Origin of the sequence: Dietzia sp. DQ11-44 (assembly GCF_014145205.1) — a bacterium.
GTDB lineage: Bacteria > Actinomycetota > Actinomycetes > Mycobacteriales > Mycobacteriaceae > Dietzia > Dietzia natronolimnaea.
Map to the genome: position 1 here is coordinate 1 of NZ_JAALEC010000111.1, position 2,458 is coordinate 2,458.

At 70.9% G+C, this 2,458-nt stretch carries 2 protein-coding genes; both read right to left on the reverse strand.

All coding sequences use genetic code 11. From position 1 onward, the window contains the following. A partial coding sequence (locus G6018_RS03385; protein ID WP_182638719.1) for an AMP-binding protein occupies positions 1–2,041 on the reverse strand: 2,041 nt, incomplete at its 3' end. Positions 2,042–2,142: 101 nt separating this feature from the next. After that, the coding region (locus tag G6018_RS03390; RefSeq protein WP_182638720.1) for a histidine phosphatase family protein at positions 2,143–2,458 on the reverse strand (316 nt) is incomplete at its 5' end.

The following is a 2,458-nucleotide window of genomic DNA, read 5'->3' on the forward strand; positions in this document are numbered from 1 at the left end:
TCCCGGCGGCCACGGCCCCGCCGACGGCGGTGAGCAGACCGGACGGGTGATGGAGTGGACTGAGGCAGTACACCGTCGACGCGGCGGTCAGGCGCGCGGCGCTGGCGGTGCCGAACGCGGAGAGCGCCCACCGGTGGTTGGTCACGAGCTTGGTCTGCCATGCTCCCGTCGAGCGGGTGAAGACGACGAAGGCGAGGTCGCCGGCGCGGCCGGGGTCCGGCACGTACCAGCGGGGCAGCTCGACCGCATCGGGGTCGATGCGTTCGAGGTCGACCAGCCCTGCGCCGAGGTCTCCGGGCAGGTCGCGGTCCGCGCCGCCGCCGAGGACGAGCGCCCGCGCCCCGGCGTCGGTGACCCTGGCGGCGTGCTCCGGGTCGACGACCACCTCGGACACGGAACTGAGCGTCAACAGTTCGGCCAGATCCCGGGACGGGGGCAACGCCACGGCCACGGCGCCGAGACGCGACAGCGCGGCGATCGCGACCAGCGCCGAGGGCCGGGTCTCCATGAGCACACCGATGTGGTCGCCCTGGCGCACCCCGACCTCGATCATCCCCCTCACCACGTTCGTGATCCGGGCGTCGACGGCCGAGTACGTGTGGACGCGGTCGGAGAACAGGAAGCACGCGTCATCAGGCTGCGTCCGCGCACGCTCGGCCATGATCTTGGCGAACGAGATGCGTGTCCCCGTCTGGATCTGCCCCAGTCGCACCAGGCGCGGCGCGGCGTGCAGCGCCTCGTATCCCAGGGCCCGCGTCGTCCGCAGAGTGCCCACGGCGAGGTGGCCGGCACCGCGCACCACACCGACCCCCACCCCGGCGATCTGCGTCGCCCCTTCCGTCGCGAGCATCACCGCCGTGCCCGGAGACGGGTCACCACCGGAGTCGGGCCCGACCTCGACGATGCCCTTCGGACGATCTCCGGTGCCTTCTCTCCAGTCGATCCAGTCGGCGACGGCAGGCCATGTCAGCGAGGAGGCGGTCGAGCCGACGACGAGTCCGAAATGCCCGGCGCGGACCGGGAACTCGAAGACGTCCGCGCCGGGGGCGACGGCCGCGATCTTCCGGACGCCCGCCGGGACGCCGATCTCGTCGACTTCCCCGAGCACCGCGAGGACGGGACAGGTGATGTCGGCCAGGGACACGACGTGATCTCCGACGACGAAGCCGCCGACCATCATCCGATTCTGGATGATCACCTGGTGGAGCACGTCGACGATCGCCGGTCCGGACCACGCGACGAATCCCTCGCCGCCGAGAAAGCGGCGCTGCCGCTCGTGTCCGATCAGCGCCTCGCGGTCGTGGAGTTGACGAAGGAAACCCACCTGCGCACGCGCGGTCTTGATCGGGTCGAGCAGACGGAACCCGGCCGAGGCCATCCACCCGGGGAGCGAGCGATCGCTGAAGACGTGGTCGGCGACGAAGCGGGCGACGTTCACGATCAGGTCCTCGGGTACGCCGAGCGGGGCGTTACCGCGGACGTCGACGGGCGCGCCGAACGTCACGACGCTCTCGAGGTCGCGCGAGCGCCGGTATGCCGCGGCCTGATAGCAGAACATGCCACCCTGGCTGTACCCGGCGAGATGCACCGAGCGACCCGTGGCCGCGGTGACGAGGTCGACGGCGTCGCTCACGGCGACCACGTGGTCGGTGAGGGTGCGTTCGAGTCCGCCGTCCTCGAGGTCCGGGGAGCCGAAGTCGATCACCCAGGGATCCATGCCGGCCGCGTGCAGCGCGGCCACCGCGCTCGTCGACGGGGAGACGTCCCAGACGTCGGCGGAGATCATCATGGGGGGCACGAGCACGATCGGCGGGCGCGGTCTCTCTTCCGCATCACCGCCGACACGTCCGTGCTCCGCGACCCCCGCCACCGGCGCGTAGTAGCGGCGCAGCCGGAACATCGGCCGACGGGTGGCGATCTCGAACGGCGAGAACTCCTCGTCGGTCTGGAGACCGCCGAAACGCAGGACCTCGATCGCGTTGACGACGTACGACGTCGCGGTCTTGAGGGCGACGGCGAGGATGTCGGGGCTGAGGGTCATGGTGGGTCTGACACTAGAGCGCGACTTCTGGTCGGAGTGGTCAGTTCACGAACAGAGGGGAGGACGGGGCGCGAAAGGTGGTCGGCCCGGCGCACCGCCGGTCAGAACGGCGGGCGTCCGAGGTGGTCGCCCCACCGCTCACAGGACCACCCACCGCGGTCCGGCGCCAACTCGATGACCCCGCAGTTGGGGATCCGGTTGACCAGCGCCCACTGTGAGGGGACGGCGCCGGCGAACACCGCGATCATCCGCATGAGGGTGCCGTGCACCACCAACACCACGTCGATACCGTTGTCGAGGTGGCTCTCGCGGAGCTCCGTCACCAACGGCATCGCGCGTTCCTGCACGTCCAGCGCGCTCTCTCCCCCCGGCAGGCACGAGGAGAGGTCACCGTGCTCCAGCCAGTCCCGCACGAGC